The organism is Neorhizobium descurainiae, assembly GCF_051400715.1.
Classification (GTDB): Bacteria; Pseudomonadota; Alphaproteobacteria; order Rhizobiales; family Rhizobiaceae; genus Neorhizobium.
On sequence record NZ_JBLFFK010000004.1, the window covers coordinates 162721 to 183964 of the forward strand.

Annotated in this window: 22 protein-coding genes; 11 read left to right on the top strand and 11 right to left on the bottom strand. The window is 63.1% G+C overall.

Features of this window, described 5'->3' with window-relative positions; genetic code table 11:
* Positions 1-16 precede the first annotated feature (16 nt).
* Genes ACMGE0_RS09800 through ACMGE0_RS09815 form a run of 4 tightly spaced genes read left to right on the top strand, consistent with a single transcriptional unit; the run spans position 17 to position 4217 of the window.
* Entirely contained in the window at positions 17-1312 is a 1296-nt protein-coding gene (locus ACMGE0_RS09800; RefSeq protein WP_436815661.1) for a COG4223 family protein, read from the top strand.
* Positions 1313-1327: 15 nt separating this feature from the next.
* Complete coding sequence (locus tag ACMGE0_RS09805; RefSeq protein ID WP_436815662.1) at positions 1328-2935, top strand: heme biosynthesis protein HemY; 1608 nt, start codon at positions 1328-1330, stop codon at positions 2933-2935.
* Between the two features lie 22 nt (positions 2936-2957).
* Entirely contained in the window at positions 2958-3437 is a 480-nt protein-coding gene (locus ACMGE0_RS09810; protein WP_436815663.1) for a tellurite resistance TerB family protein, read from the top strand.
* Positions 3438-3446: 9 nt separating this feature from the next.
* Entirely contained in the window at positions 3447-4217 is a 771-nt protein-coding gene (locus tag ACMGE0_RS09815; protein WP_436815664.1) for a glutamine amidotransferase, read from the top strand.
* A 9-nt stretch (positions 4218-4226) separates the two neighbouring features.
* On the opposite strand, the gene ACMGE0_RS09820 is transcribed toward ACMGE0_RS09815, so the two are convergent.
* Positions 4227-5462, bottom strand: a complete 1236-nt coding sequence (locus ACMGE0_RS09820) for an MFS transporter (RefSeq protein WP_436815665.1) — start codon at positions 5460-5462, stop codon at positions 4227-4229.
* Between the two features lie 154 nt (positions 5463-5616).
* Here ACMGE0_RS09820 and ACMGE0_RS09825 point away from each other — a divergent pair, with 154 nt between their 5' ends.
* Both ACMGE0_RS09825 and ACMGE0_RS09830 read left to right on the top strand, forming a co-directional pair.
* Positions 5617-5907 carry a YggT family protein gene (locus ACMGE0_RS09825; RefSeq protein WP_436815666.1) on the top strand — a complete coding sequence of 97 codons (291 nt, stop codon included), beginning with the start codon at positions 5617-5619 and terminating at the stop codon, positions 5905-5907.
* The gene (locus ACMGE0_RS09830; protein ID WP_436815667.1) at positions 5904-6218 is read left to right on the top strand and encodes a DUF167 domain-containing protein; all 315 of its coding nucleotides are present in this window, start codon (positions 5904-5906) and stop codon (positions 6216-6218) included. The genes ACMGE0_RS09825 and ACMGE0_RS09830 overlap by 4 nt, the downstream gene beginning before the upstream one ends.
* 3 nt (positions 6219-6221) lie before the next feature.
* On the opposite strand, the gene ppa is transcribed toward ACMGE0_RS09830, so the two are convergent.
* From ppa to ACMGE0_RS09850, 4 genes are all read right to left on the bottom strand, one after another.
* Positions 6222-6755 carry an inorganic diphosphatase gene (ppa, locus tag ACMGE0_RS09835; RefSeq protein ID WP_436815668.1) on the bottom strand — a complete coding sequence of 178 codons (534 nt, stop codon included), beginning with the start codon at positions 6753-6755 and terminating at the stop codon, positions 6222-6224.
* A gap of 149 nt (positions 6756-6904) precedes the next feature.
* The gene (locus tag ACMGE0_RS09840; protein ID WP_436815669.1) at positions 6905-7411 is read right to left on the bottom strand and encodes a GNAT family N-acetyltransferase; all 507 of its coding nucleotides are present in this window, start codon (positions 7409-7411) and stop codon (positions 6905-6907) included.
* 201 nt (positions 7412-7612) lie between these two features.
* Positions 7613-9436 carry a translational GTPase TypA gene (typA, locus tag ACMGE0_RS09845; protein WP_436815670.1) on the bottom strand — a complete coding sequence of 608 codons (1824 nt, stop codon included), beginning with the start codon at positions 9434-9436 and terminating at the stop codon, positions 7613-7615.
* Positions 9437-9624: 188 nt separating this feature from the next.
* Positions 9625-11715: a M3 family metallopeptidase gene (locus ACMGE0_RS09850; RefSeq protein ID WP_436815671.1), complete on the bottom strand. Its 2091-nt coding sequence runs from the start codon at positions 11713-11715 to the stop codon at positions 9625-9627.
* Positions 11716-11901: 186 nt separating this feature from the next.
* Here ACMGE0_RS09850 and ACMGE0_RS09855 point away from each other — a divergent pair, with 186 nt between their 5' ends.
* Positions 11902-12327 carry a hypothetical protein gene (locus ACMGE0_RS09855; RefSeq protein ID WP_436815672.1) on the top strand — a complete coding sequence of 142 codons (426 nt, stop codon included), beginning with the start codon at positions 11902-11904 and terminating at the stop codon, positions 12325-12327.
* A 17-nt stretch (positions 12328-12344) separates the two neighbouring features.
* Here the strand turns inward: ACMGE0_RS09855 and ACMGE0_RS09860 are convergent, their stop codons facing one another.
* A complete protein-coding gene (locus ACMGE0_RS09860; protein ID WP_436815673.1) occupies positions 12345-12986 on the bottom strand; it encodes a LysE family translocator in 642 nt (213 codons plus the stop codon).
* Positions 12987-13138: 152 nt separating this feature from the next.
* On the opposite strand from ACMGE0_RS09860, the gene ACMGE0_RS09865 reads away from it, so the two are divergent.
* A complete protein-coding gene (locus tag ACMGE0_RS09865) occupies positions 13139-13600 on the top strand; it encodes a MarR family winged helix-turn-helix transcriptional regulator (protein ID WP_436815674.1) in 462 nt (153 codons plus the stop codon).
* Between the two features lie 4 nt (positions 13601-13604).
* Positions 13605-14801, top strand: a complete 1197-nt coding sequence (locus ACMGE0_RS09870; protein ID WP_436815675.1) for a multidrug effflux MFS transporter — start codon at positions 13605-13607, stop codon at positions 14799-14801.
* Positions 14802-14866: 65 nt separating this feature from the next.
* Here ACMGE0_RS09870 and ACMGE0_RS09875 read toward each other — a convergent pair whose 3' ends face one another.
* Both ACMGE0_RS09875 and ACMGE0_RS09880 read right to left on the bottom strand, forming a co-directional pair.
* A complete protein-coding gene (locus ACMGE0_RS09875) occupies positions 14867-16090 on the bottom strand; it encodes an argininosuccinate synthase (protein WP_436815676.1) in 1224 nt (407 codons plus the stop codon).
* Positions 16091-16211: 121 nt separating this feature from the next.
* Positions 16212-16463 carry a type II toxin-antitoxin system ParD family antitoxin gene (locus ACMGE0_RS09880; protein WP_436815677.1) on the bottom strand — a complete coding sequence of 84 codons (252 nt, stop codon included), beginning with the start codon at positions 16461-16463 and terminating at the stop codon, positions 16212-16214.
* A 100-nt stretch (positions 16464-16563) separates the two neighbouring features.
* Here ACMGE0_RS09880 and ACMGE0_RS09885 point away from each other — a divergent pair, with 100 nt between their 5' ends.
* Both ACMGE0_RS09885 and ACMGE0_RS09890 read left to right on the top strand, forming a co-directional pair.
* A complete protein-coding gene (locus ACMGE0_RS09885; protein WP_436815678.1) occupies positions 16564-17421 on the top strand; it encodes an SDR family NAD(P)-dependent oxidoreductase in 858 nt (285 codons plus the stop codon).
* A 70-nt stretch (positions 17422-17491) separates the two neighbouring features.
* Positions 17492-18133, top strand: a complete 642-nt coding sequence (locus ACMGE0_RS09890; protein WP_436815882.1) for a LysE family translocator — start codon at positions 17492-17494, stop codon at positions 18131-18133.
* Between the two features lie 3 nt (positions 18134-18136).
* Here the strand turns inward: ACMGE0_RS09890 and ACMGE0_RS09895 are convergent, their stop codons facing one another.
* From ACMGE0_RS09895 to rlmN, 3 genes are all read right to left on the bottom strand, one after another.
* Positions 18137-19402, bottom strand: a complete 1266-nt coding sequence (locus tag ACMGE0_RS09895; protein WP_436815679.1) for an RNA polymerase sigma factor — start codon at positions 19400-19402, stop codon at positions 18137-18139.
* Positions 19402-19755: a YciI family protein gene (locus ACMGE0_RS09900; RefSeq protein WP_436815680.1), complete on the bottom strand. Its 354-nt coding sequence runs from the start codon at positions 19753-19755 to the stop codon at positions 19402-19404. Before ACMGE0_RS09900 ends, ACMGE0_RS09895 begins: the two co-directional genes overlap by 1 nt.
* Before the next feature lie 100 nt (positions 19756-19855).
* Complete coding sequence (rlmN, locus tag ACMGE0_RS09905; protein ID WP_495885021.1) at positions 19856-21028, bottom strand: dual-specificity RNA methyltransferase RlmN; 1173 nt, start codon at positions 21026-21028, stop codon at positions 19856-19858.
* Positions 21029-21244 lie beyond the last annotated feature (216 nt).

The following is a 21244-nucleotide window of genomic DNA, read 5'->3' on the forward strand; positions in this document are numbered from 1 at the left end:
TGCAAAAGAGGTCGAGATGGTATCTGAAAAACCGCCCCGCCGGTCAAAGGTAGAAAAAGAACCCGTTACGATCGATCTCGCGGCCGAGGAAGCGGATGCCGTGGCGGAGCCGGTCCGCAGCAACGATACGGACGAGCCCTTTACTCCGGCCGAACAGGCAGCGGAAGCTTCCGAAAACGTCGAGGAGCCCGTAAAGGCCGAACCTGCCGAGGAGCCTGCGCAGGAGGTCTCCGCCACCGACGAACCCGTCTCGGCCTCCTTCACACCCGAGGAGCCGCCGTTTGACACCGAAACCACGGCCGAGGCCCCGATCGCACCCGAAAACACACCACAGCCGGAACCCGCGACCGTCGCCCCCGAACCGGAGCCGGTTCCCGCCCCGCGCCAGCGTACCAGCCCCGCGGCCACCACGCTCGCCGCAGCAGGCATTTTCGGCGGCATCGTCGCATTGCTGCTCGCAGGCAGTATGCAGTATGCGGGCTATCTCCCTGGCGCCACGCCGGCGCCGGCGCCGGTCTCGGATACATCCGCCCTTTCCGCCGAGATTGCCGCGCTGCGGCAGGAAATAGAGACGCTGAGAAACCAGCCAGCCCCGCCGGATGCCGCTCTTGCCGACCGCGTCGCGGCGCTGGAAGCCTCGGCCAAAGCCCCGGATACGTCCAGCGAGCAGGCGCTTGCGGCGCTGAAAGACGACGTCGCGCTTCTCCGCTCGGCCGTCGAATCGACCGCAGGCAACAACAACCAGCTTGAGGATCGCATCATTGCGGCCGAAGCAAAGCTGAACGATCGCGGACCGGAACAGCAGGTGGCGCGCGCCGTTGCCGCCGCCGCGCTGAAGGCGGCGATCGATCGCGGCGGGCCGTTCGAAACGGAACTCCAGACCTTCGCGAGCGTCGCCGGCGATGACCCGGCCATTGCCGAGTTGCAGAAATTCGGCGCCGTCGGCGTACCCTCCAGCATCGAGCTGCAGCGGGAATTCCCGCGGGTTGCCGATGCCATGCTGGAAGCCGTCACCATCCAGCCGGATCCCGACCAGGGCATTGCCGGACGGCTCCTGTCTTCCGCCATGTCCGTCGTCAAGGTGCGCCGAGTGGGCGATGTCGAGGGCGATACGCCGGAAGCCGTCGTCGCCCGCATGGAAGAGAACCTCCGCAAAGGCGACCTCCAGACGGCCGCCCGCGAGTGGGACGCCTTGCCGGAACCCGCCAAGGCGGTCTCGCGTGATTTTAGGCAGAAGCTCGATGCCCGCATTCAGGTGGAAAATCTCGTGGGTGGAACGCTGACGCGCGCCGTCGCCGGCACCAAAGGCTGAGGACCAAAGAACCGGATGATCAGACTTTTCCTTTTCCTCGTCGTCGTGCTCGCCCTCGGCTGGGGTTTCTCCTGGCTTGCCGACCGTCCCGGCCTCATCTCCATCACCTGGCAGGACCATCTCATCGAGACGAGCATCATGGTCGCCGCCACGATCGTGGTCGCGCTCGTGGCGGTCGCGATGATCCTCTGGTGGATCGCAGGCGTGATCTGGTCCTCGCCCTATTCGGTCCGCCGCTATTTCCGTGCCCGAAAGCGCGACCGCGGCTATCAGGCGCTTTCGACCGGCCTCATCGCCGCCGGCGCCGGCAATGCGCTGCTCGCCCGCAAGATGAGCTTGCGCACACGCGGCCTCTTGAGCGCCGACCAGGAGCCGTTGATCCACCTGCTCGAAGCACAGACGGCGCTCATCGAAGGCAAGCACGATGAAGCGCGCCAGAAATTCGAGCAGATGACGGAGGATCCGGAAACGCGCGAACTCGGCTTGCGGGGCCTCTACATGGAAGCGCGCCGCCTCGGAGCCAACGAGGCTGCCCGGCAATATGCGGAAAAGGCCGTCGAACACGCTCCCTACCTGCCCTGGGCCGCACAGGCGACGCTCGAATCCCGCAGCCAGTCCGGCCGCTGGGACGATGCGATCCGCCTGCTCGACCAGCAGCGCATGGCCAACGTGCTCGACAAGGCCAAGGCCGACCGGCTGAAAGCCGTGCTCCTGACCGCCAAGGCCGGCGACCGGCTGGAGGGCGATCCGAAGGGTGCCCGGGACGACGCCATGGCGGCGCTGAAGCTCGCCAAGGACCTGGTGCCCGCCGCCGTCATCGCCGCCAAGGCCTGGCTGCGCGAGGACAATATCCGCAAGGCGGCCTCCACTCTGGAAGGCGTCTGGAAGCTCGGGCCGCATCCGGAGATCGCCCGCACCTATGTCCGTGCCCGCAGCGGCGACAGCACGGCCGACCGGTTGAAGCGCGCCGAAAAGCTGGAAGCGCTGCGTCCCAACAATGTCGAATCGCTGCTGGCCGTCGCCCAGGCTGCCCTCGATGCGCAGGAATTCAAAAAGGCGCGCGCCAAGGCGGAAGCCGCTGTCCGCATGGATCCTCGCGAAAGCGCCTATCTTCTGTTGGCCGATATCGAGGAGGGAGAAACCGGCGACCAGGGCCGCGTTCGCCGCTGGATGGCGCAGGCGCTGCGCGCCCCGCGCGATCCGGCCTGGGTTGCCGACGGCTTCGTTTCGGAAAGGTGGCTGCCGCTTTCGCCGGTCACCGGCCGGCTCGATGCCTTCGAATGGAAGGCTCCCTTCGGGCAGCTCGAAGGTCCCGTCGAGGAGGGTTCGCTCGCCGCCGAGGAGGCGATCGCCAGCCTCCCGCCGGTAAGCGAGACAAAGGCGGAAAGGCCGCCGCAACCGATCATCGTTCAGCCCGCCCCCTCTCCGGAGCCTGCAAAGCCCGCGACGAAGGACTTAGCTGTTGCAGCAAAAACACCAGCGCCCACGAATGTGACGCCGGAGACTGAAAAAACGGCGGAAAGTGAGGAGGAGCCGGTTCCATTTTTCGGCCGTCCGCCGGATGATCCGGGCGTGAAAGATCCCGATGCCGCGCAGTCTCCGACGAGGCTCCGGCTCTTCTGAGACGGAGAAGGCCTCGCTCAACATGCTCGACCGCATTCAGGCCTTTCTCCATACGCTCGCACCGTCGCATCATTCGAAGGAGTTCGCGCCGGACGATCCGCGCGTCGCCTTCGTGGCGCTCTGTTTCCAGGTCATGGAGGCCGACGGCAACGTCTCCGAAGAGGAGCAGCGGAAGTTCCGCGATCTGCTGCGGGAGCGTTACGATCTCAGCGAGGACCGCCTGAAGGCGCTGATCGAGGTCGGCCATCAGGCCGGCAGCGAGGCGGTTGACTATTACCGTTTTACTTCCGATCTTAGAAAGCATCTCGTCGATGAAGGGGATCGAATCGAACTTCTCGGCATCCTCTGGGACATCGTCTATGCGGACGGCCAGCGGAACGAGATCGAAGATCACGTGATCTGGAGGATCGCCGATCTTCTGGGCGTCTCGGCGCGCGACAGGGTTCTGCAGCGCCAGCAGGCGGCCGCGCGCGCAACGGGAGGAGATCAGGGAGGAGACTGAGGATTTAGAATGCTGATGCTTCCTTCCCGACGTACCAAGAAGCTTCCGGTGCTGATCGTCCTGCACCAGGAGCGTTCCTCTCCCGGCCGCGTCGGCCAGATGCTCATCGACAAGGGTTTTCCCCTCGATATCCGCCGTCCCGTCCTGGGCGACCTTCTCCCGGAAACCATGGCCGGCCACGCCGGCGCCGTCATCTTCGGCGGACCGATGAGCGCCAACGACCCGGATCCCTTCGTGAAGGCGGAGATCGACTGGATCGGAGTGCCCCTCAAAGAGAACAAGCCCTTTCTCGGCATCTGTCTCGGCGCACAGATGATGGTGCGGCATCTCGGCGGCACCATCGCGCCGGACAAGGATGGCCTGACCGAGATCGGCTGGTATCCGCTGCGCCCGACGGAGCATGGTCGGTTGCTGATGCACTGGCCGAAGATGGTCTACCACTTCCACAAGGAAGGCTTCGACACACCCCGCGGCGTCCAGCTTCTCGCCGAAGGCGATGCCTATCCGAACCAGGCGATCCGCTGCGGAGACAATGCCTGGGGCCTGCAGTTCCATGCGGAGCTGACGCGCGCCATGATGCAGCGCTGGGTCGTGCACGGCGAGCACCGCTTCATCATGCCGAACGCCCAGAAGGGCCGCGAGCATCTCGAAGGCCGGATGATCTTCGACGCGCCGCTGAAGGAATGGCTCTGGAATTTCCTCGATATCGTCTTCCAGCGTTCGGCGACCGTGCGGACGAAGACCGAGACGCAGCGCCGACCGGCCCTTCAGGCCGGCTGAACGCCGGCATCAACGGTCGGGCGCATCGAGGCTGTCGATCCGGCGCAGCTTCGGGAAACCGAGCGACCAGATGACCGCCACCGCCAGCGTTCCGACCCCGCCGATGACGACGGCCGGCACGGCGCCGAAGATCGAGGCCATGGTGCCGGCGCGGAATTCGCCGAGCTCGTTCGACGCGCCGACGAAGACCATGTTGACCGCGTTGACGCGGCCGCGCACCTCGTCCGGCGTCCAGAGCGCGATCAGCGTCTCGCGCACATAGACCGAGATCATGTCTGAGGCGCCCATCAGCATCAGCGCCGCGATGGAAAGCCACGGGGTGGCCGACAGGCCGAAGATCAGCGTGCCGGCGCCGAAGAGCGCCACGCCGATAAACATCGCCAGTCCTGCATGGTGACGGATCGGATAGAAGGCAAGATAGATCGCCACCACGATCGCCCCGACACCGGGCGCCGCCCGCAGCATGCCGAGACCCCAGGGCCCCAATTCCAGGATATCGCGCGCGAAGATCGGCATCAGCGCTACGGCGCCGCCGAGCAGCACGGCGAACAGGTCGAGCGAGATCGCGCCTAACACGACCTTCTCGCCGGAGATGAAGCGGAAGCCGGCCAGGATTTCTCCCCAGCTCACCTTGTTGGCCGCGTTCCTCTGCGCCGGTTTCGGGATCATGAAGACCAGAAGGCCGGCCAGTACCAGGAAGACGAACGCGACCGTGTAAGCAGCGACTGCGCTGACGCCGTAAAGCAGGCCGCCGGCCACCGGACCGAGGATCGCCGCAGTCTGCCAGGACGATGAGTTCCAGGCGATCGCGTTCGGCAGGTCCTGTTCCGGCACGAGGTTCGGCCCGAGCGACTGCACGGCCGGCCCCATGAAGGCGCGCTCGATGCCGAAAACGATCAGGATCGCGAAGACCAGCCACGGCGTGAAGGAATGCGTGAGGGTGAGCAGCAGCAATGCGCCGGCGCAGAGGGCCCCGACCACCATGCAGATCGCCACGATGGCACGGCGGTTGTAGCGGTCGGCAACCGAGCCGGTGACGAGGATCAGGAGCAGCGACGGCAGGAACTGGAAAAGCCCGATCAGACCGAGATAGAGCGGGTTGCGCGTCGCGTCGTACATCTGCCAGCCGACGGCGACGCTGACGATCTGGATCGAGAAGGCGGAAAGGAACCGGGCGAAGAAGAAACGCGTATAGGATGTATGCCGGAAGGCGGCGAAGCGATCGCCCGGGGCGGGAATGGACATGGAACAGCAACTTTCAGCGGAACCGGAAGCCGGCCCGAAAGCCGGCATTGCGCCCGCCGCCCGTTAGATATGATTCGGATGAGGCCGGTGGGCGGCACTTGCCCGTTAGTTCGCCAATGTCTACATGTCTGTCAACAGAGAAATGGAGACGTGAATGCTCGCCCTGTTTCAGACCATCGATTTGGCCTTGAACCTTTACACCTGGGTGCTGATCGCCAGCGCCATCTTTTCGTGGCTCTATGCCTTCAACGTCATCAATTCGCGGAACCAGTTCGTGGACGCGATCGGCCGCTTCCTCTACAACGTGACCGAGCCGGCGCTTCGTCCCATCCGCCGCTTCATGCCGGACCTTGGCGGCATCGACATCTCGCCGGTGATCCTGCTTCTGATCATCTTCTTCGTCCGTTCGCTGATGTGGACGTCGATCTATCCGCTGGTCGCTTGAGCGCCCCTTACAGCAGTCATTCCGATCACGTGCGGCTCGCGGTCCGGCTCACGCCGAGCGCGGGACGCAATTGCGTCGACGGCATCGGGACCGCGGCGGACGGCGAGACCTTTCTGAAGGCGCGGGTCACGGCGGTTCCGGAAGACGGCAAGGCCAACAAGGCGTTGGTCCTGCTGATCGCCGGGACGCTTCGCCTCCCCAAATCCTCCATTTCGATCATTTCCGGCGAAACGGCGCGCAAAAAAATCCTCCGGATCGATGGCGACCCGGAGGATCTGGAAACGAAATTGACGACGCTCTCGAAGGGCTGAAGCTTATTTCTGCGCCTTGTAGCGCTCGACGGCCTCGAGGATCAGCTTCTTCGCAACGGTGACATCCTGCCAGCCGCCGATCTTGACCCACTTGCCGGGCTCGAGATCCTTGTAGTGCTCGAAGAAATGCTCGATCTGCTTCAGCGTGATCTCGGGCATGTCCGTGTAGTTGTGGATCTTGTCGTAGCGGCGCGTCAGCTTCTGCACCGGCACGGCGATGATCTTCTCGTCCTTGCCCCCGTCGTCTTCCATCACCATGACGCCGACCGGGCGGACGTTGATGACGCAGCCGGGAACGAGCGGGCGGGTGTTGCAGATGAGGACGTCGATCGGGTCGCCGTCTTCCGACAGCGTGTGCGGCACGAAGCCGTAATTCCCCGGATAGGTCATCGGCGTATAGAGGAAGCGGTCGACGATCAGCGCACCGGCTTCCTTGTCCATCTCGTACTTGATCGGGTGACCGCCGACGGGCACTTCGACAATGACGTTGACGTCCTCGGGCGGGTTCTTGCCAACGGAAATCGCATCGATACGCATTCTTTTCCTCGATCAGTTCGACAAAGTTACGCGTCGGATAGCGGGAATCATGCTGCAAAGCAACAAGGCTTTGGGATGAATGTTAACCCGCTCGCGGCGCTGCAAAATGAGAAAGCGGCCAGGTTCCGCGATCTCGAAGACCTTTTTGGTCAGGGCCAGACGAAGCCGATCTTCTTGAGCTGCGTACCGCCGAAATCCTCCATGCCCTCGGCGATATCCACTCCGCCGTGCCGGCGGAAGAAGTGCGTCGCATGCTCACTGTCTTCCAGGCACCAGACGACGAGCCCGTCACAGCCGAGCGACTTGAGAAGCCGCCGGCTTTCGCCGAACAGGCGCCGCCCAAGCCCTATGCCCTGGAATTCCGGACGGAGATAGATTTCGTAGATTTCCCCGTCCTGCGGCAGGGAGCGGGCACGGTTCAGGCCGATCGTCGCATAGCCGGCGATCTCCCCGGCGACGTCCAGAACCAGCAATGTCGCCGGTCCGCGCGTCGCCTTCCGCCACCAGGCCTCGCCGCGGCGTTCCAGCATCTGCGTCAGCGGCTTGTAAGGAATGAGCCCGGCATAAGCCTGGGTCCACGCCTCCCGGTGCGCCTCCGAGATGGCTCGCGCATCTTCCGGTTCCGCCCGGCGGACATCGATCGACAACGTCTTCATAACGCTACTTTAGGTCCTGCCGTGGGCGATCCGCCATTCCCCCTTTCGGGGTAGGGCCAATTGCCCACAGACTTCTGATGTGGACGACTGGGAAGACGTTAACGTGTTTTTAACCTTTGCCACAAGTCTGCGCTTTACCAAGGCACAGAAAAAACCCGGCATCGCTGCCGGGTTTTTGAAAGCTCGAAATGTGACTGGAAATCAGCCTACGGCGATCTTCGACTTCTCGTAGCGCTTGCGGTCGTTCGCATCGAGATAGATCTTGCGCAGCCGGATGGATTTCGGCGTCACCTCGACAAGCTCGTCGTCCTGGATCCAGGAAAGCGCCCGTTCCAGCGTCATCCTGATCGGCGGGGTGAGCTTCACCGCCTCGTCCTTGCCGGCGGCGCGGATGTTGGTGAGCTTCTTGCCCTTGAGCACGTTGACCTCGAGGTCGTTGTCTCTGGAGTGGATGCCGATGATCATGCCCATATAGACCTTCTCGCCGGCATCGATGATCATCGGGCCGCGGTCTTCCAGGTTGAACAGCGCGTAGGCCACGGCTTCGCCTGCTTCGTTGGCAAGCAGCACGCCGTTGACGCGGCCGCCGATCTCGCCCTTGTACGGCTGATAGCTGTGGAACAGGCGGTTCATGATCGCCGTGCCGCGCGTATCGGTCAGGAGCTCGGACTGGTAGCCGATCAGGCCGCGGGTCGGCGCGTAGAAGACGAGGCGGACGCGGTTGCCGCCCGACGGGCGCAGCTCGACCATCTCGGCCTTGCGTTCGGACATCTTCTGCACGACCGTGCCGGAATATTCCTCATCGACGTCGATCAGCACTTCCTCGACCGGCTCCAGGAGCTGACCGGTCTCGTCCTTGTGCATGACGACGCGCGGACGGGAAACGGCAAGCTCGAAGCCTTCGCGGCGCATGTTTTCGATCAGGACCGCAAGCTGGAGTTCGCCGCGGCCGGACACGAAGAACGAATCCTTGTCGGCGCTTTCCTCGATCTTCAGCGCGACGTTGCCTTCGGCCTCCTTGAACAGGCGGTCGCGAATGACGCGGCTGGTCACCTTGTCGCCTTCCGTGCCGGCGAGCGGACTGTCGTTGACGATGAAGGACATGGTGACGGTGGGGGGGTCGATCGGCTGCGCCTGCATGGCTTCGGTCACAGACGGATCGCAGAACGTATCGGCGACCGTGCCCTTGGAAAGGCCGGCGATGGCGACGATATCGCCCGCATGCGCCTCGTCGATCGGCTGGCGCTCGATGCCGCGGAAGGCGAGGATCTTGGAAATGCGGCCCTGTTCGATCAGCTTGCCGTCCTGGCCGAGAACCTTGACGCTCTGGTTCGGCTTGATCGAACCGGAAGCGATGCGGCCGGTGATGATGCGGCCCAGGAAGTTGTTGGCTTCGAGGATCGTGCCGATCATCCGGAACGGACCTTCTTCCACCTTCGGCTCGGGAACATGCCTGACCACCAGGTCGAGCAGCGGCGCGAGGCCTTCGTCGCTCGGGCCTGCCGGATCGAAATTCATCCAGCCGGCGCGGCCGGACCCGTAGAGGATCGGAAAGTCGAGCTGCTCGTCGGTGGCGTCGAGCGCGGCAAAGAGGTCGAACACCTCGTTGACGACTTCCTCGGCGCGGGCGTCGGGACGGTCGATCTTGTTGATCGCGACGATCGGGCGAAGGCCGACCTTCAGCGCCTTGCCGACCACGAACTTGGTCTGCGGCATCGGGCCTTCGGCGGCATCGACGAGAACGATCGCACCATCCACCATCGAAAGGATGCGCTCGACTTCGCCGCCGAAATCGGCGTGGCCGGGCGTATCGACGATGTTGATGCGCGTGTCCTTCCATTCGATGGAGGTCGCCTTGGCGAGAATGGTGATGCCGCGCTCTTTTTCGATGTCGTTCGAGTCCATCACGCGTTCCATGACGCGCTGGTTCTCGCGGAACGAACCGGACTGTTTCAGGAGTTCGTCGACAAGGGTCGTTTTCCCATGGTCAACGTGCGCGATAATCGCGATGTTGCGAAGTGCCATATTCGAGATCTCTGAGGCTGCGGCGCGATGAACGGGAGGACGCGCCATATTTCGTTGGCGCGCCTAATACATGCTTTTTCGCAAATGCGAAAGGGGGCCAGCGATCGGAGCTTGACGCGCCGGCGAAATCCTCATCCGCCGACCCCTTGGTATCTCCGCATGCAAAAGCGCCAGAAGACCGATATTCTTCAGGCGTCGCTGCCTGCCAATTCCTCCACCATCGCAAGCCCTTTCTTCTTCAGCATGGCTTGCGGATCGGGAAGCTTGCCGCGGAAGGCCTTGTAGGTCTCCTCCGGATCGATCGACCCGCCGACGGAGTAGATATTGTTCTTGAGCTTGCGCGCCATGACAGGATCGAAGGCATTGCCGGTCTCCTCGAAGGCGGAGAAGGCGTCCGCATCGAGCACTTCCGACCACATGTAGGAATAATAGCCGGCCGAATATCCGTCGCCGGAGAACACGTGCTGGAAATGCGGCGTCGCGTGGCGCATGACGATCGAAGCCGGCATGCCGATCTCGTCGAGAACCTCTCTTTGCACCGCGATCGGGTCGTCCACCGCCCCGCGCGTATGGAACGCCATGTCGACCAGCGCCGAAGAGGTGAACTCCACCGTCGCAAAGCCGGCATTGAAGGTTCGGGCGGCGAGCACCTTGTCGAGCAAGGCCTTCGGCATCGGCTCGCCGGTCTCGTAATGCACCGCGTATTTCTCCAGGATCTCCGGCACGGTCAGCCAGTGTTCGTAAAGCTGCGAGGGCAGTTCGACGAAATCACGGGCGACGCCCGTGCCGGAAACCGAGGGATAGGTCACATCCGACAGCATCCCGTGCAGCGCATGGCCGAATTCGTGGAACAGCGTGCGGGCATCGTCGAGCGAAAGCAGCGCCGGCTTGCCTTCGGCCGGCTTGGCGAAATTGCAGACATTATAGATGATCGGCAGCTCGCCTGTCGTGCCGTTCTTCAGCGGCAGCTTGTGCTGCGACTGGAAGGAGCTCATCCAGGCGCCCGACCGCTTGGAGGAACGGGCAAAATAGTCGCCGAGGAAGAGCGCCTTCAGCGCGCCGTCCTTGTCGCGGATCTCGAAAACCCGCACATCCGGGTGGTAGGCGGAAACGCCCTTCACCTCGACGGCCTTGATGCCGAACAGCCGCCCGGCGACGTCGAAGCAGGCTTCGATCACCTTTTCGAGCTGCAGATAGGGCTTCAATTCGGATTCGGAAAAATTGAACATCCGCTCGCGGAGCTTTTCCGCATAGTGGCGCCAGTCCCACGGCATGACCGGGTGGTTCCTGCCTTCTTCCGCGATGAGGCCGCCGAGGCTCGCCTCCTCTTCCATCGCCTTGGCGCGTGCCTTCTCCCACACCTGACGGAGCAGCGCGTTCACCGCTTCCGACGTCTTGGCCATCGTGTTGTCGAGCTTATAGGCCGCGAAATTCTCATATCCGAGCAGCTTCGCCTTCTCCGCGCGCAGCGCCAACGTCTCCCGGACGATGCCGAGATTGTTCGTGTCCCCCGGGGTTTCCCCGCGCGCCGCCCAGGCCTTGAAAGCCTGCTCGCGCAGATCCCGCCGGGCGGAAAACGTCAGGAACGGCTCGATGATCGAGCGCGACAGCGTCACCACATAGCCGTCCGCCTCGCCCCGTTCACGAGCGGCGGCGGCCATTGCATCGCGCAGAAACGGCGGAAGGCCATCAAGCTCGGCTTCGTCGGAAAGCTTCAGCGACCAGCTCTTCTCGTCGCCGAGCACATTCTGCCCGAAGCGGGCACCGAGCCCCGCAAGCTTCTCGTTGATATCGGCGAGCCGCTCCTGCTCCGCCTTTTCGAGCTTGGCGCCGGCGCGCACGAAGCCCTTCCAGTGGCGTTCCAGCACCCGCTCCTGTTCGACCGTCAAGCCGAGTTCGCTGCGCTTCTCCCAAAGCTTGTCGATGCGGGCGAAGAGCGCGGCATTCATGCCGATCTTCGAATAGTGGCGGGACAATTTCGGCGCCACCTCGCGCTCGAGCGCCTGGATGATATCGTTCGTATGGGCGCCGGCCTTGCCCCAGAAGAGCGCCGAAACCCGCGAAAGCGCGTCGCCGGCGATCTCCAGCGCCGTGACGGTGTTCTCGAATGTCGGCTCCTCCGGATTGCTGGCGATCGCATCGATCTCCGCTTCGTGGGCGGCGAGCGCGGCGTCGAAGCCGGGCGCGAAATCCTCGTCCCTCACCTGGTCGAAACGCGGCAGTCCATGATGACCGTTCCATTCCACGAGGGCGGGGTTCAGCGGAAGATTGGAAGACATGCAGATATCCTTCAGAACGATGCGTCTCATTTCATATAGGAGAAGGCGGCAGGAATGGGTATGCGTCTCTTCATTTGGAGTTCCGACAAGAAATCATGCACAACAATTAACGGTCATTAACCATTTGACGCAGTGCAGTATCCGCAGGTACTTTTTCGGCAGTATCCGGTGACTCAGGATATAGCCATGGAAATCACTTCCTTGCGCTGGTCTGCCAATTTGCTGCAGCGGGACAATTCTCGAAACAACAACAAGATCGAGAAGCCTTCGCTACAGGAAGACCGGCATGGCCAGATCACCTTTCAGGTGCCCGAAACGGATGGATCGCCGGTCGATTTCTCGGCCATCACGCCGCGGGATCTGCGCGCGCTGGCCCTTGAGAACTATCAGGCCGGAAAGATCGACCAGGAAACCTACATCACGTTGTCCGAAGAGCTCCCGAACCATGCAATCGATGCTCAGGGACAGTTGATCGATCTTTCGCAAATCACCGACGAGACCGGCTTCGACTTCCACGATTATTACCGCAATCAGCTCGATATCGCCATGTCGCTCGGCGATGCGCGCCGTACCGACGTCCTGCGCTCGGTCATGGCATTTCTCGAAGTCTGAACCACGCTCACTAGCGCTCAAGCGCGCCGGTAGCCGATGAGGCCCGGTGCCGAATGCCAGAGCGCCTGCACCGCAAACCCGATGAAAAGCAGGCCGGAAAGCCGGACGATCACTCTCTCATGTTTCCGATAGAAGCGGCGCACGACGCCCGCGCCGATGATCGCGATCAGCACGATATCCGCGGTCAGAAATCCCAACAGCGAAACGGCGAGCAGGATCGGCAGTCCGGAAAAATCCAGCGCATCCGATGAGCCGGCGAGCAGCGCCGTGAATGTCGCAAGCGCCACGGGATAGCCCTTCGGATTGGTGAGCCCGAAAATCAGCCCGCGGCGAAGCGGCTTTTCGACCGTCATCAGCGCACCGCCCTCCTCCTTCGGTTTCGCCCTGAGCGCGCTCCACCCGATCCAGCCGAGATAGAGGCCACAGATGACGCCGAGCGCGTCGAAGAAGGTCGTGCCGATCGTCTTCGCGCCGATAATCGCCACCAGCGCCAGCGAAGACCAGAGAATGTCTCCCGCCAGATGCCCGCCCATGAACAAGGCGCCGGCCTGCCGGCCCTGCCCCGCTCCGATGCCGAGAAGCGCCAGGAATGCGGGACCCGGAATGAGCGTATAGGCGAGCGCCGCGAGAAAGGCGCCGGCAAGCAGCGAAGAAGACATGATTTGCTCCGTCGGAAAGGCTGCGACAATCTCGCCGCGGGTTTTGCCGCTGTCAATGCAATCCCGTGCCTGTTTTCCGTTTGCCTCACATCCGAAAGATAGTAAGGGTGCCTTATGAAATGCTCCATCGAAGGGCGAGTGCCAGGCCGAATATGGATACACTGGGTTTTCTGATCGTCGACAGCGCACGCCTTCTCCGCACGGCTTTCGAACGGCGCATCGCGCAAGCTGGGCTCGGTCTGACGCCCGGCGAAGCGCGCGCCCTGCTCAACATCGCCGCGGCGGACGGCAGCCGGCAGCTCGACATCGCCGCCCGCATGGGCGTCGAACCGATGACGCTCTGCGCCTATCTGGACAAGCTCCAGTCGCTGGGGCTGATCGAAAGGCAGCAATGCTCCTACGACCGCCGCGCCAAGCGGATAACCCTCACGGAGACGTCCGAAGAGATGATCGCGTCGATCCGGAAGGAACTCAACGTTATCCTCCTCCAGGCGACCGAGGGCCTGAGCGAGGAAAACAACCGAGCGCTCAGGGAAACGCTGACCGCGTTCAACACCAACCTCCAGGCCATCAGCCTTTCCCAAATAGCCCAGACTGCACCCGATGAAGGCTGACAGCATGCCCCGCACACCCGCGCTGATGAGCGAGCGCCGCACCACGATCATCGGCGCCTTGCTGACCGCGATCGGCCCCATCTCCATGGCGATCTATACGCCGGCCATGCCCGAACTGGTTCGTGCCTTCGCCACCACGGAAGCGGCGATCAAGATGTCGCTGTCGCTTTATTTCGCAGGCTTCGCGCTGGCGCAGCTTGTCGCCGGCCCGGTCTCGGATGCCTTCGGACGCAAGACGGCATCGCTGAGTTTTCTGCTGATCTACCTTGCGGGCTCACTGCTTGCCGCCTTTGCCCCGACGGTGGAATGGGTTCTCGCCGGCCGCCTCATCCAGGGCATCGGCGCCTCCGTCGGCATCACCGTGTCGCGCGCCATCGTCCGCGACCAGTTCAACGGCGGAGAAGCGGCCCGGATCATCAACACGATGGGCATCATTCTGGCGATCGGCCCCTCGCTGGGACCGACGGTCGGCGGCCTTGCACTCGCTGCCTTCGGCTGGCGATCGGTCTTCCTGCTGATGGTCGGCTTCGGGGCGCTCCTGGTTTTTCTGTCGACTGTCTGCCTGAAAGAGACGACGATACCGGACCGAAGCCGGCTGAAGCCGCTTCGCCTTCTTGAGGCCTACACGGAAATCGTCGCGCTGCCGCGCTTCCTTTTCACGGCGCTCGTTCTCGCCGGCGCGGTGGGCTCGATGTATGCGCAGGCGGCCGTCCTGCCATTCATCCTGATCGAGAAGGTCGGGCTTACGCCGACCCAGTTCGGCATGAGCATGCTGATGCAATCCGGCTTCTTCCTGATGGGGTCCGTCTGTCTCCGGGTCATCTCCAAATGGCTGCCGGCCGAACGCGCTCCCATCGTCGGACTGGTATTCAGCGGTGGCGGCGGCATCGTCATGGCGCTCTCGGTCCATTTCTTGGCCCCATCCTTCCTGTCCGTCATGGGGCCGGTGGCGCTCTGCGCCTTCGGCATCGCTTTCGTGTCGCCCTATATGACCGCGGCGGGTCTCATGCCCTTTCCGCATATCGCCGGCTCGGCCTCGGCCATGATGGGCTTCATCCAGATGGGAGCAGGATTCGTCGGCGGTGTCGCCGCCGCCTCGATCGGCGCACCGCTGCCTGCCTTCGGCATCATCATCCCGGCGATGCATATCATCGCGGTGCTCGGTTACATCGGCTTCCGGATCGCCAGCCGCCCAGCATGAGGGACATGAAAAAGCCCGCCTCCCTTCCAGGAAGCGGGCTCCGGCAATGCGGTAGAATTCGCGGCTTACTTGGCGAGGTTACGCTTGGCGAGCGTGCGCAGGCGCAGCGCGTTGAGCTTGATGAAGCCTGCCGCATCCTTCTGGTCGTAGGCGCCCTGGTCGTCCTCGAACGTGACGAGCTTGTCGGAATAGAGCGACTTTCCGCTCTCGCGGCCGATGACCATGACGTTGCCTTTGTAGAGCTTCAGCGTCACTTCGCCTTCCACATGCTCCTGGCTCTTGTCGATCAGCGCCTGCAGCATCTCCCGCTCCGGCGAGAACCAGAAGCCGTAATAGATGAGCTCCGCATAGCGCGGCATCAGCTCGTCCTTGAGATGGGCAGCACCGCGGTCGAGCGTGATACTCTCGATCGCGCGGTGGGCGGTGAGCAGGATCGTGCCGCCGGGGGTCTCGTAGACGCCGCGCGACTTCATGCCGACGAAGCGGTTCTCGACCAGGTCGAGACGGCCGATGCCGTTGTCGCGGCCGTAATTGTTGAGCGTGGCGAGCAGGGTCGCCGGCGACATCTCGACGCCGTTGATGGAAACCGCGTCGCCTCGTCTGAAGCCGACCTTGATGACGGTCGCCTTGTCGGGCGCGGCTTCCGGGGAGATCGTCCGCATATGCACGTATTCGGGAGCTTCCTGCGCCGGATCTTCCAGAACCTTGCCCTCGGACGAGGAGTGCAGCAGGTTCGCATCGACGGAGAAAGGCGCTTCGCCCTTCTTGTCCTTGGCGACGGGGATTTGGTTCTTTTCGGCGAACTCAAGCAGGTCGGTGCGGCTCTTGAACGACCAGTCGCGCCACGGCGCGATAATCTTGATGTCGGGGTTCAGAGCATATGCCGAGAGCTCGAAACGCACCTGGTCGTTGCCCTTGCCGGTCGCGCCATGAGCGATCGCATCGGCGCCGGTCTTGCGGGCGATGTCGATCAGATGCTTGGAGATCAGCGGACGGGCGATCGACGTGCCGAGCAGGTAAACGCCTTCGTAGACGGCGTTCGCACGGAACATCGGGAAGACGAAATCGCGCACGAATTCCTCGCGCACGTCCTCGATATAGATCTCCTTGATGCCGAGCATTTCCGCTTTCTTACGGGCCGGCTCCAGCTCTTCGCCCTGGCCGAGATCGGCGGTGAAGGTCACCACCTCGGCGCCGAGTTCGGTCTGCAGCCATTTCAGGATGATCGAGGTGTCGAGGCCGCCGGAATAGGCGAGAACGACTTTCTTTACGTCTTTCGGGAGTGCCATGTCGATTACGTCCGTCTGCGGGTGGCGGCGGGCCTGAAGAACCCGCCGGATCGGGAATTGCGGCACTTTTAGCGAGTTTCTCCGGGCACGCAAGAAAAACCGGGGATGGATTTACAAGCTGCTACCGGCCGCGACCCGCCTCCGCATGCCTCCCCCGCAGAAAATCGTCGAAATCGAAAGGTTCCGGTTCGCCTGACGCCTCACCCTCGTCGATGGCGGCCCGGATGGCTTCAAGCCCGTCCTCGCTGTCGCGCAGAAGCCGCAAGGCCGCCTCGATAACCTCGCGCGCCGAACTGTAGTGACCGTCACTCACCTGTCTCTCGATGAATGCCGTCAGTTCCTCATCCACGGTGATCGATGTCATCTTGCCCATGAAGCCGGCTCCGGTGACGCTTCTGTCATGTTGACAGGGTTTGATGAGGGTACCATATCCCGCGGACCTTTGAACAGCAGCGTCATAGAGGAGACTTTTAATGGCCGTTACTCATCCCGCTCTGAAGAAGGAAAATGTCGCCGTCGTCACCGGTGCCGCTTCCGGCATCGGCCTTGCCGCCGCAAAGGAATTCGCCCGCATGGGTCTTACGGTCGTGCTTGCCGATCTCGAAGGCGACCGTCTTTCGGATGCCTGCCGCGAAGTCGCAGCCCTTGCCGAAAACGGCGAGACGGACGTCGCCGCGATCGGCACCGACGTGTCGAGGCCGGATGAGATCGCCGCCCTGGAACGTGCCGTCCTGCAGCGTTTCGGCCGTGTGCACGTGCTGATGAACAATGCCGGCATCCAGCCGGGCAGCGGCCTGTTCGGCCCGCAGTCCAATTGGGACAATGTCTTCGCCGTCAACCTTCTCGGCGTGATCCACGGCAGCCGCATCTTCGGACCGGGCATGATCGCCCATGGCGAGCCCTCGCTCATCGTCAACACCGGCTCCAAGCAAGGCATCACCACGCCGCCCGGCGATCCGGCCTACAATGTCGCGAAAGCCGGCGTGAAGGCCTTCACCGAGGCGCTGCAGCATGAGCTGCGCAATACGCCGAACTGCAACGTCACGGCACATCTTCTGATCCCCGGCTTCGTCTACACCGGGCTGACCAGGCGAGACCGCACCGAAAAGCCGGCTGGTGCCTGGACGCCCGAACAGACGGTCGAGTTCATGCTGACGAGCCTCGAACGCGGTGACTTCTACATCCTGTGCCCGGACAACGAAGTGGACCGCTTGACCGACGAACGCCGCATCCTCTGGGCCGCCGGAGACATCGTCGAGAACCGCCCGCCGCTGTCGCGCTGGCATCCCGATTTCGCCGAAGCGTCGAAGGAATTCATCGCCAAACGCTGATCGATCGATTGGCATCCCTTCGAAAGCCGGATAGATGGGACATCTCTTATTCGGCTTTTCGAGCGTGCCCATGGATTTCCTGCCGAGCCTTCCGACTCTTCTCGCCTTCACCGCCGCGGGTCTGCTTCTGGCGCTGACGCCGGGACCGGACATGACGCTGTCGATCAGCCGCGCGCTGGCCCAGGGGCGCCGGCCGGCGCTCTTCGTGGTGCTCGGCACCAGTCTCGGCGTCGTCTGCCATACGCTCCTGGTGGCTTTCGGCATCTCGGCGCTGATCACCGCCTCGCCGACGGCCTTCTTCATCCTGAAGACCGGCGGTGCGGCCTATCTGCTCTGGCTCGCCATCCAGGCGATCCGCTTCGGCTCCAGCTTTTCCGTGCAGCAGGTGGAGCGGACGAAGAGCAGTCCCCTCGCCAATATCTCCACCGGTTTCTGGGTCAACATCCTGAACCCCAAGGTCATCATCTTCTTCATGACCTTCCTGCCGCAGTTCGTCATCGCCGGCGATCCGGCCGTCACCGGGAAGCTCATCTTCCTCGGCATCTATTTCATCGTCATCGGCATGCCGGTGAACCTCATCGTCGTGCTCGCCGCCGACTGGCTCGCCGGCTGGCTGCAGGCCAATCCGAAGGTTCTGCGCGGCATCGATTACACCTTCGCCGGCGTCTTCTCGATCTTCGCCGCGAAGATCTTCTTCACGCAGGCGCGATAGGGATCACGTTCCGGCCGGCCGACCCGGAAGCGCCTCCAGGCAGCCTGAGAGAAACCGCCTCTCCGAATCGGATTGCGAAAGGTCTATGGCTCGGCGGTAGGCAAGCCTTGCCTGATCCGGCTGACCGGCGCGGGCAAACAGATCCGCCTGCACGGCGTAAAAGGGCTGATACTGCACCAGCGCCATGGCGATGGGCTTGAGGCGAGCCAGCGCCGCAACCGGCCCTTCCAGATAGGAAAGCGCGACGATCCGGTTGAGTTCGTAGACGGGATTATCTGCGGTGCGGGCGAGTTCTCCATACAGCCAGGCAATCTGCTGCCAGTCCGTGTCTGCGAAACTCGGCGTCTCCGCATGCACGGCGATGATCGCTGCCTGCAACTGGTAGGCTCCGGGACGGCCGCGCTGCAGCGCCCGTTCGATCAGCGCAACTCCCTCCCGTATCCCGGCCTTGTCCCAGAGGCGCCGGTCTTGCGTTTCAAGCGTCAGTATCTCACCGGCGGCGCCGATCCGCGCATCCTTCCGCGCATGATGCAGCAGCATCAGCGACAACAGCCCTTCGATCTCCGGTTCGCCGGGTTGAAGCTCGGTCAGCAGCCGTCCCAGCCTGACCGCTTCCTCGCAGAGATCGGCGCGGATATGCCGATCGCCCCCCGACGCATATCCTTCGTTGAAGATCAGGTAGATGACGGCGAGCACGCTTTCCAGGCGCGTTGCCCAGCCGTCATGCCCCGGGACCTCGTAGGCGATACCCGCCTTGGCGATCTTGTGACGGGCGCGCACCAGCCGCTGAGCCATAGCCTCATGACCATCGAGGAAGGCATCCGCTATCTCTTCGGTCTTGAGCCCGCAGACGGAGCGCAGCGTGAGAGCCACGCAGGTCTTCCGGTCGAGCGCCGGATGACAGCACGCGAAAATCAGTTTGAGGCGCTCATCGCCGATCTGGTCCGGTTCATCCGATGTGGCGGATTCCTTTTCCATTTCGATGAGGTGGGCGATCTCCGACGATTTCGCCTGGAAATTGGCGGAGCGTCGCAGCCGGTCGATCGCCTTCCGGCGGGCGACCTGCATCAGCCAGGCATTCGGCGAAGCCGGCAGGCCATTCCTGTTCCAATGGATGAGTGCGGATTCGAGCGCATCCTGCAAGCTGTCTTCGGCAAGCTGGAGATCTCGCAGCGCTCCGGCAAGATTGGAAAGGAGGCGTCCTCCGTCTTGCCGGGCGATCCTGTCGATCGCCTCGGCAACCGGAGCCCCTGCCGGGCCCTCGCCCATCAGCGGTCGAAGACCATGATGGGCCGCACTTCGACGCAGCCCGTTGCGGCATGCGGGATCATCGCGGCATATTTGATCGCTTCATCAAGATTGGCGCAATCAAAGATGTAGAAACCGCCGAGCTGCTCCTTTGTCTCCGCGAAGGGGCCGTCCATGGTCTCGGTCCTGCCGTTGCGCACGCGCACCGTCGTTGCCGTGGTCGCCGGCTGCAACGCGTCGCCGGCAACCCAGACACCGTCCCTCTTGTAGGTCTCGTTGGCAATCTGGTAGCCGCCCATCATCCTGCCGAATTCCGGCGAATCCGGCGGCGTAAGCGTGTTCGGGTTCACATAGATCAGCGCCATGTATTTCATGTCCGTCTCCTCGGTAACCAATCGCCCTATTGCGATGGTGACCGATAACGAACGGGATGCAAGCGGATCGACATGCCCCGAAGAATATTTATCGGAAGTCTCAGTCGTCCTCGCCGTGGCCGGCGATCATCATCGCCTCGAAGGCGAGGCGCTCGGTCTTGCGCATGCGTTCCGATTCCGACTTCAACTGGCCGCAGGCGGCGAGGATGTCGCGGCCGCGCGGCGTGCGGATCGGCGAGGCGTAGCCGGCCTGGTTGATGAAATCGGCGAACTTCTCGATCTGCGCCCAGTCGGAGCACTGGTAGTTCGTGCCCGGCCAGGGGTTGAACGGGATCAGGTTGATCTTGGCCGGAATGCCCTTCAGGAGCTGTGCGAGCAGCTTGGCGTCTTCCAGGCTGTCGTTGACGTCCTTCAGCATCACGTATTCGAAGGTGATGCGGCGCGAGTTGGCGAGCCCCGGATATCTGCGGCAGGCCTCGAGCAGCTCCTTCAGCGGATACTTCTTGTTGATCGGCACGAGCATGTCGCGCAGCTCGTCGCGCACCGCATGCAGCGAGATCGCCAGCATCACGCCGATCTCCTCGCCGGTGCGGTAGATTTCCGGCACCACGCCGGAGGTCGACAGCGTGATGCGCCGCTTCGACAGCGACAGGCCGTCCCCGTCCGACGCGATCAGCAGCGCCGTCTTGACGTTCTCGAAATTGTAGAGCGGCTCGCCCATGCCCATCATGACGATATTGGTGACCTTGCGGTCTCCGCTCGGCACGAAGGCGTTCGCCGGCGCATCGAGGCCCGGGAAATCTCCGAGCCGGTCGCGCGCGAGGAGAAGCTGGCCGAGGATTTCCTCCGCCGTCAGGTTGCGCACCAGCCGCTGCGTGCCGGTGTGACAGAAGGAACAGGTGAGCGAACAGCCGACCTGGCTCGAAATGCAGAGCGTGCCGCGGCCCTCTTCCGGAATATAGACCGTCTCGACCTCCACCGGCCGGCCGGCGCCGCGCGGCGGAAAGCGCAAGAGCCATTTGCGCGTGCCGTCGTTGGATATCTGCTCCTCGACGACTTCCGGACGGGAGATCGTGAAATGCGTTCTCAGCATTTCCCGCATGTCCTTCGCCACATTGGTCATGGCGTCGAAGTCGGAAACGCCGCGCACGTAGAGCCAGTGCCAGAGCTGGCTCACCCGCATCTTGACCTGCCGCTCGGGCACGCCCTTTTCCTTCAATGCGTCCGCCATCGCCTCGCGCGTGAGCCCGATCAGCGAAGGCTTGCCGGACATCAGGTCCGGCCGCGGCACGAGCGGCGTCTTGAGTGGGGCGGCGATCGCCTCTGAAACCGACATTGTCTTATCCCATCGAACACATGGCCCTTTCCCGCACGGTTCCGGCGCGGGGACAAGGGCATGTCTGTGTGTGAAACCTGTCTCGGTCCTCGGGACGCTTTGCGCGCCGGACCGTCGTTGAGCCGGGCTTTATCATCAAATCGCCGCCGCGTC